The 8,606-nt window shown below is 66.3% G+C and carries 6 protein-coding genes; 4 read left to right on the forward strand and 2 right to left on the reverse strand.

What is annotated here, in order from left to right; all coding sequences use genetic code 11:
• Positions 1 to 671 precede the first annotated feature (671 nt).
• From RB628_RS38300 to RB628_RS38315, 4 genes are all read left to right on the forward strand, one after another.
• Positions 672 to 1,343 (forward strand): peptidase inhibitor family I36 protein, encoded by a 672-nt coding sequence (locus RB628_RS38300; RefSeq protein ID WP_318325267.1) that lies wholly within the window; start codon positions 672 to 674, stop codon positions 1,341 to 1,343.
• Positions 1,344 to 1,537: 194 nt separating this feature from the next.
• A complete protein-coding gene (locus RB628_RS38305) occupies positions 1,538 to 1,864 on the forward strand; it encodes a hypothetical protein (RefSeq protein WP_318325268.1) in 327 nt (108 codons plus the stop codon).
• A 177-nt stretch (positions 1,865 to 2,041) separates the two neighbouring features.
• Positions 2,042 to 5,896: an SGNH/GDSL hydrolase family protein gene (locus RB628_RS38310; RefSeq protein WP_318325269.1), complete on the forward strand. Its 3,855-nt coding sequence runs from the start codon at positions 2,042 to 2,044 to the stop codon at positions 5,894 to 5,896.
• Between the two features lie 26 nt (positions 5,897 to 5,922).
• Positions 5,923 to 6,381, forward strand: coding sequence for a hypothetical protein (locus tag RB628_RS38315; protein WP_318325270.1), 459 nt, complete (start codon positions 5,923 to 5,925; stop codon positions 6,379 to 6,381).
• A 148-nt stretch (positions 6,382 to 6,529) separates the two neighbouring features.
• Here the strand turns inward: RB628_RS38315 and RB628_RS38320 are convergent, their stop codons facing one another.
• Together RB628_RS38320 and RB628_RS38325 are read right to left on the reverse strand one after the other, a co-directional pair.
• The gene (locus tag RB628_RS38320; RefSeq protein ID WP_318325271.1) at positions 6,530 to 7,570 is read right to left on the reverse strand and encodes a CU044_5270 family protein; all 1,041 of its coding nucleotides are present in this window, start codon (positions 7,568 to 7,570) and stop codon (positions 6,530 to 6,532) included.
• The gene (locus tag RB628_RS38325) at positions 7,567 to 8,181 is read right to left on the reverse strand and encodes an RNA polymerase sigma factor (RefSeq protein ID WP_412180793.1); all 615 of its coding nucleotides are present in this window, start codon (positions 8,179 to 8,181) and stop codon (positions 7,567 to 7,569) included. Before RB628_RS38325 ends, RB628_RS38320 begins: the two co-directional genes overlap by 4 nt.
• Positions 8,182 to 8,606: the final 425 nt, after the last annotated feature.

The following is an 8,606-nucleotide window of genomic DNA, read 5'->3' on the forward strand; positions in this document are numbered from 1 at the left end:
GCGAAGCCTCGGTGGAGGAGGCGATCCTCCACGCAGCCGTTCACGGCTGGTACGAGGGCCACGTCCAGGGCGAAGACGAGTGCCCTGGCTGCGACTTCCGGGGCGAGCTGCCCAAACACAGCAACCGCGGTTGAGTAGTTGCAGCGAGGTCCGTTAGGTGTAGTTCCTGTGCACAGTTCGGTTCGGCGTTCCCAGCGGACGGCGAGGCGTATGAACTGGTGGAGGAGCGCGAAGGCCAATTCAAAGGCATGGCGGAGTTTGCCCAAGCCTTTGACGTTGCGGGCGGCCGGGCCGTCCGGCCACGCGTGGGATGCCGCTGGCCGCCATCGGTCCGCCGCAGGTCACGTAGCCTCTCGCACTCCGTGGCGGGCGCAAGGGCGAACATGACGGTCGGGCGCACACTGACCACGACCTGGCCATGTGGGCGGGCGCTGCTGACACCTCGTTCGAACGCCCGGCGAGGCCATGTGCATGCCCCCTGCCCCAGACGGCTCCAACGCCCGTTACCCACAGAACTACTGAAAACGCACCCGTATCACTCGTCACGGTAGTGAGCAAGACCCCCTCTTGAGTCATCTTTTGACTCATTTTTAATTTTAATCGACGTGAAGGCTCACCCTCTTGTTCAATTGCGACAAATCCTATTCGCCGCATGACACAGGAGAGTCGAAATGCGCATTTTACGCGTCGCAGTAACCCTCGCGGCAACCGTTTGTGCCCTCATAGCTGGTACGGCACCAGCTCTCAGCGCGCCCGCTGCGGAGCCCGTACCCGAGGTCGGCGTACTGACGCCAGAGGCCGAGGCGGCATTGAACGCGGAGCTTGAAAAGAGCGAGCCCGTCATCGCCACCTACAACGGCAGACAGATAAACCTGGCTGATGGTTGGCAGGGTGCTCAGGCTTGTACGGAAGTCCCGAGTGGAGAGGTCTACTGCTACGACAGTACCGAGGAAGCAGATGAGGCTCTTCCGCTCATCGACCCTGCGGGGGAGAAGCTCCGCGCCGCCCGGGCTGACGCAGCTACCAAGACCGACGTAGGCATATTGGCCTTCGACGACTGTCTCTACCCGTACGTCTGCCTCTTCGAAAACGGGAACGGTGGTGGCCGCAGACTTCAATGGTCCGCGGACGGCACCAAGCAGCTGGCGGACTGGGACTTCAGAGACAAGGCAAGTTCCGGATGCGTCAACCGGCTCACTGGGGGCGCACTCGTCTATGACGCCCGGACCGGCTTGCCCGACCCGTATATGACTCTCGCTAACCACTTCTGCGTCAACTTCATCACTGCTGGCTATCCGGGTGGGGGAAGTTTCAACGACAAGGCCGACTATTTGAGCCTTTAACTGGGATTTCGACAATGCCTCAGGTGACCTGCGAGCGAGCCGCAGCATCGTCCTTTTCGTTATTGCCGATCTGTTATGACAGTGGCCAGTTCCTGACGAATTGTGGTATTCGGTCACCGCTCGCGTTGCGCTGCCACCCGTGGAGTATTCATCTCCCCCGTCTCCAGACTGTGCGCGACGGTGTCTCTTCGGACGTGAATCAGCCGTTCCTGCTGCTGACCACGATCCGCCTGGTCATCTGTGCCGCCGACATCGCCAACGCCACTCTGGTCACGGTCCTGGAGCGAGCCGGGGAGATCGGGCTGCGCCGGGCCCTCGGCGCGCTGGGCAGGCTGATCGGCACCACCCTGGGCACGCTGACCGTCTTCGTCGTGGCCTTGTCCCCTCAGCGGACCCGCGTCATCCCGCCCCTCATCGTTGCTCTCGCCCCAGCCATCGGGCTGGCCGCCGTCCTGCTCGCCAGCCTCTGTCCGGCCTGGCGCGCCGCCCGCATCCAGCCCGCCGAAGTTCACCGCCGCTGAACTGACGCCACATACACCCGTGCGGCTGCGGAGTCCATCCCGTCAACTGCTCTTCCAGACCTTGGAGAACCCTTGAGACGAAGTAGCCGATACAGAAGCGGATGGGCCGCCGTGGCGGCGTGCGCCGCGCTCACCGGTGGCCTCCTGCAAGCCGCGGGGCCCGCCACCGCTGCACCCGTGCCTGGCCGTGACAGCGGTCAGGCCACGCCGACGCCTTTAGGTCAGGTCGAGGATCCGGGCGGGAAGCTCGGCAAGGGCTGGAAGACTTCGCCGGACCGGGCCGTCACCTCCGCAGCCGATACCGACGGCCTGCACATCCTCACCGCGGACAGCGCCGAGGCGTACGCGTGGAAGACCGCCGCCGTACTCGCCGAACCGGGCATGCCTGCGGACACATGGATCGGCAACGCGTGCGTGATGGACCGCTCGCACGTCGCGGTCGCCTACGCCCCGCGCACCTTCACCAACCGTCAGGACCTGATGCTGGGCGGTGCGTTCACCGCCGTCGTCGACCTGGAGACGGGGCAGGTGACGAAGCTGCCGTTCACGGCTTCCCTGGCCTACTTCGACCCGTCCTGCAACCCGGACACGCACACGGCCGCCTTCACCTCCTTCCGGGACAGCAAGAGCCGTATCGTCACTGTCGACACAACCGGTGACACCGTGGCCGACACGGTCGCCGACGGACAGGTGACCTCGGCCGTCCCGGTCACCGACGGTGCGGTGGCCGCGCGCGGCAGCCACCTGGTGCACATCGGCCGGTCGGGGAAGGTCAAGAATCTGGCCGACACGGAGAACGTGCCGTTCGACATCCGGGTGGCGGGCAAGAACCGGGTCGCCTTCCTCGACCGCGAGGGCGACGACACGGCACACGCCAAGCTGTGGGGAGGGCAGGGGCGCCCTACGACGTTCGCCTCGGGCAAGCTCGGTGACCTCGCCCTCAAGCAGGGCGGCACCGGGCGGGTGTTCCTCACCGGTCACCCCACCGGCACGCCGGACACCGAGGGAACCGGGGTGACGCGCCTCGACGCGCCGTCCGATGCCGATGTCTCCAGCCATGGCCGGCTTGCCGTCGACCCGGTCATCTCGCCCGGAGTCCGCTCCGGTCTGGAACGGATCAAGGGAGCGGGCAAGGGATTCACGACGTCCGAGCCGACGCCGCAGGACGACAGCGCGCAGCCGCCGCAGACGGGTGACGAGGAGCCGCTGACGCTGACGGCCACCGTGACCGCGACCGCGGACACGTTCACGCAGTCCGTGCCGGGACAGGACAATGGATCCGGCACCGGCACCCTGTCGCCGGCGCTCACCGGGGCCGACAGCGACGGCGGGACGCACACCCAGTTGATGCGCACCGCCGTGGCCGCCAGTGTCTCCACCAACCCGGTCGACACCGACCGCTGGTGTTCCGTACCCCGCAACGACGTGGACAGCATGGCGCTCCAGCCGACGTCGAACCAGGTCGAGTGGGCAGTCGACATGGCCGTCCGCGGTGCGCTGCGGTCCAGCTGGATCACGCAGGGCGGCTGGCGCGCCCAAGCCGGTCTTCTCGGCAACATCGACCCGCAGGGCTTGTTCCCGCCGCGGACGCTGGCAGGTGGCGGGCGTATCCCGGCCCAGGTCATGCTGGGCGTGCTCGCCCAGGAGTCGAACCTGTGGCAGGCCGAGCCAGGCGCGGTACCGGGCCAGATGGGCAACCCGCTCGCGGCCGTGGCCGGTTTCTACGGGCACACGGGCGACACCTCCGACGAATACTGGAAGATCAACTGGGACAAGTCCGACTGCGGTTACGGCGTCGGCCAGGTCACCGACGGCATGCGCATGGCCGGACACGAGAAGACGGACGAGACCAGCCTGGACCCGAACGTGCAGCGGGCTGTCGCCCTCGACTACACAGTGAACATCGCCGCTTCCATGTACATCCTCGCGGACAAGTGGAACGAGGTCCACACCGCGGGCCAGACCATCACCGTCAACAACGACGACCCTGCCAAGCCGGAGAACTGGTTCGCCGCCCTGTGGAACTACAACCTCGGCTTCAACCCGAACAAGGGTGACGGCAAGCCCTGGGGTCTGGGCTGGTACAACAACCCGGCCAACCCGCTCTACCCGGCCTCCCGGCTGGCCTTCATGGACACCTCGCTCGACCCGGACGCCAACAATGACGCGGCGAACCCGCAGGACTGGCCGTACCAGGAGAAGGTGATGGGCTGGGCCGCCTGGTCCATCGACGCCGGCTACTCCTACGCCACCTCCGGACGGCAGGACTGGCCTGGCGAGAGCGGCTTCTCCTCGGCCGGCTTCCGCCCCGCCTGGTGGAACACCGAAGGCCAGCGCAGCCTCATCAAGCCGCCGTTGAGCGCGTTCTGCAACTCCGCCAACGGATGCGACGCCGCCAACCCGCCGGACTGCCCGGACGCGGACTGCTACAAGCAGTACTGGTGGCGCGGGTCGAACGTGACCTGGAAGTCCAACTGCCCCAACGACTGCGGGAACGAGAACATCAAGTACCAGACGCTCGTCAAGGAGCCCGGACGCGGCTACCGCCTCCAGTACGGCGCCCCCGAATGCACCACCACCGGGCTGCCGTCCGGTGCTCTGATCGTCGAAGCGGTCACGGCCGGCAAGCCCACCTGGAGCGACTGCGGCGCCGTCGCCTCAAAGGGCAGCTTCCAGTTCTCCTTCTACTCCGACGCCGACAACGAGTACGAGGCCAAGGGCGATCTGCACCAGATCGGCGGCGGCTACGGCGGCCACTTCTGGTACACCCACACGCGTGACACCGCTCATCTCGGCGGCCCCGGCGGCCGGATGACCATCGACGGCACCTGGACCCTCGGCCAGAGTGTGGAGTGGGCCCGTGTCTTCGCGCACCAGCCGGACACCGGGGCGCACACCCAACAGGCCCACTACGTGATCAAGGGGGTCGCGGGCGGCGACCGCGACCGCTACGTCAACACCCACTACAGCGAAAACACCTGGGTGGACCTCGGCGTCTACCGCTTTACCGGGACCCCTCGCGTGGAGTTGTCGAACGACACCGCCGACGGCACCGCCGACGAGGACATCGCCTGGGACGCCGTCGCCTTCCAGCCGCTGTCGGGCAAGCCGCAGGACATGGTCGTCGCCATGGGTGACTCCTACACTTCCGGTGAGGGTTCCGGAGCCTACTCGCCCGAGTCCGACAGAGGCCACGGGAAGACCAGTTGGAACGCCTGCCGACGCGGCGCCAACTCCTGGCCGCGCAAGGTAACTCTCCCAGGCCAGACGGAGACCGTCGGTACACTCGCGGACCGCTACGATCCGGCGCTGGACTTCCAGGTCACCGCCTGCTCCGGAGCCAAGACCTGGCAGATGACCGAGGGAAACCCCAACTCCTGGGGCCTGGACGGGAACTTCCACGAGAAGACCCAGATCGACTCCGGAGCGCTCAGTGAGGACACGACCCTGGTCATGCTGACCATCGGCGGAAACGACGCGCGCTTCGACAACAAGATCCAGACGTGTGTCATGGAGGGATGCCCTTCGGAAGCCTCGATGCAAGCTGACATCGACATAGCCGTGAGCGATACTCGGACGGTGCTGGAACAGATCCACCAACACGCGCCGAACGCGACGATCTCACTGATGGGCTATCCACTGCTCTTCAGCCGCACGGAGGCGTGCTCCACCCTGGTGAGCGCGTCCCAGCGCGTCATCCTCAACGACATGGCCCAGTACTTCGACGACAAGCAACGCGAGCTGGCGCTCTCCATGAGCGGGGACGGCGTGCGATACCGGTCCCCGCAGCCGGCGTTCGAGGGGAAGCGCATCTGCGATCCGACGGCAGGAATCAACGGGATCGTGGCAGGGCCGAACGGCGACGGTGACTTCCACCATGGCGACGCGAATACCCAGCTCTGCTGGTGGTTCACGGGAGGCACCTGCCTCAGCCGTGAGAGCTACCACCCGAACCAGACCGGTACCAGTGCTTACGCCCAGGCGTTCATGACCATCGGCCCCACCGCAGCCGTCAAACCAGAGGATCAGTGAGCAGAGGTATGTCCGATCATGGCACCGTGGCGCGGTCGGACCGCGTCACGGTGCCGTCCCCAGGGTGCCTCGTCGCCATCATGGCCCCGATCCTCGCGGTGCTGCTCGTGGCCTCGGTCCTCATGGTCATGGACTACCGCCAGGAAAGTGCGAATGACCGCAACGAGAAAGAGGCCCTGCGCAAGACGGTCACCCAGGCCCGGTCGTACGCGAATGACGTGCTGGCGAAGGGCCTGGACGACTATCCCGGCCGGGAAGCCGTGCGCGACATCGCCGAACGGCACGACGGCAGGCTCATTTCCTACGGGCGATCGGGCGGTTCGCTGGCCACCACCGTCCGCTTCTTCGCGGAGTTCGAGGACACCAGCATGTTCGGTGTCTCGTACTCCCGGGCCCATCGCTGCTATGCCTTCGAGTTTCAGAGGGATGCCGAGGGCGGGCTACAGGAGAAGACAACTCCGCTTGAGAAGTGCGATGTCGCCTGATCAGAGGTGGATCAGCGCCGTAGCCATCGGCGCGATTACGACGGGTACTTGCGGTACGAGGCCCGACGACCGCGTGCCTAGGCTCGGGCAGCGAACGCTCGCTGCCCGAGCCCGGCCTGAGGCGCGAAGACGTTGCACGGCTGGTTGATCAGGCGGCCGAGTGACTCCCCTGGCCGGAACCATGGGCAGGCTCCTGGCCGGCCTTGTCGACGATGCCGCTCCGGGTCACAGCCGTGGAGGTCACCGGCGTACCAGCCTTGCCCCAGGCATTGCCCTCGACCAGTACGGTGCGTTCGCCGAGCAGCTCTTTGGTGTCCTTGTCGAAGATCCACTCAAAGCGTTCACCGTCATGCTCCCGGGCGACCGCGACTCCGTGACGGCCGGCTGCGTCCACCGCGTCCGAAACGACGATCACTCCCGGGATGCGGGCCGCGGCGCGGAAGAGGGCGGCGCTCACGTCCGGTGGGGCAACCGAAGCCCGGAGCAGGTCACCGATGGTGACAAAGGCTTCTTGGTCCGGCCCGGTGGTCGAGTCCGAGCCCGCCCCGTGGTTCAGGTTCGCATCCCGGTAAATCGTCTCGAGCAGAGCACCTGGTTCAGTCGGAAGCCCTGCCAGAAAGCGGTACGTGGGCAGGTTCAGGCTGCCCTCCCCCGGCGCCGGCACTGGCAGCCAGGTCGCACTGCCACCCGGCTTTCGCTGCATCGTGCGACCACTGCCGTCCACGGACGTCCACTGCTCGTAGCTCTCGTCCTGCCGCAGACGCTCCATCGATCCGTCCTTGCCTTCGGACAGCGCCGTGGTGTGACCGGTCACCTTGACGTACGTGTACTGCCCAGAGCGAGGAACCGCACCAGGATCCGCCACAGCGGCGAGCGCCGCCTGTTCCAGGAGCTGCACCGATGCCTTTGATGCGGGAGGTGTCTCGGCGGGTGGCTCGGTGGCCGTGATGCTGAGCCCGGTCACGACGACCGCGACGCACGCCACGGCCGCAGAGGCAACAACCATGCCCATGCGCCTGCGCCGGGCGACCCGTTGGGGCGCAACTGATCCGGTCTGCTGGTCGATCTGCCGCAGCAGGTTCTGCTTGTGCGCGTGGAAGAGTTCAGGTGCCGGCTCGGGATACGGGACAGCGGGCAGCACTGCTGCCGCGTCCGCTCGCTCGGCCGTTTCGGAATTCTCGAGCTTCATCGCGTCTTCCTTTGGGTTGCAAGCGCCTCTGCCGGACTGCCCACTGCCGCGTGTCGGCCGACGGGTGCCGGTCCCATGTCATCAGCGCCTGGCCGCAGTTCCGCTTCGACCAACCGGCGCAGTTTGTTCCGGGCACGCGACAACCTGGAGCGGACCGTGCCCGTCGGTATGCCAAGAGCCTCAGCCGCCGCCGAATAGTCCAGGCCCGACCAGACGACCAGACTGAAGACCTCACGCTCGCTTCGCTTCAACCGGCTCAGTGCCGTGGCCGCCGCCGCGAGCCGTTCCGTGTCGGCCAACTGGCCGACCACCTCGTCCGCGATGTCAGGGAACGCGTGGTGAGGCGGCAGCCGAGACATGGCATCCCGGTGCCGTCGCGCCTTTCTCGCCCTGTTGCGCAGCACGTTCGTGGCGATCCCCAGCAGCCAGGGCTTGACGCTGACCACCTCGCCCCGCAACTTGTCGCGCAACCGCCAGGCCTCCAGAAAGGTCAGTGACATCACATCCTCGGCGGCGGCCCAGTCGCCGGTTGTGCGTAGGGCATGGGCGTAGACCACCCGCGCATGTTGATCGAAGATCTCGGCGAACGCCTCGCGCTCACCCGACCTCACCCGCTCGTTCAGTGAAGACTCCACACCTGCAAGTGTCCGCAGAGCTTCGCCAGTTCCACTTCTGTTCCGGATGATTGCCTCTGCTTCTTTACCGGCAGCAACATCCGGATCTTGAACGGGCAGTGAAAGTGCCTTATGAACTGGGATGATGAGGTGCGGCGAAGAGATCTGCAGTCTTCGGAAAAGTGATGTCGGTGTTCTTGCCAGGCAGTTCTTGTCTCCGCAGCAGCCCACAGCCGGAACCGAACACCGCACTGGGCCGCCAGCAGAGGGTGCTTCAGGTGAGCCCACCCCCTGTCCTACTCCAGGTACGTGCCCGCGAAGGCGCCGTCGAAGCCGAGTGCGGCCAGGCCCTGCTCGACGCTGGGGTAGGTCGTCCCGTCCGGGATGGCGATCATGGCGTCGAAGTCGGCGCGGCTGATCTC

Origin of the sequence: Streptomyces sp. ADMS, from assembly GCF_033441795.1 — a bacterium.
Lineage (GTDB): Bacteria > Actinomycetota > Actinomycetes > Streptomycetales > Streptomycetaceae > Streptomyces.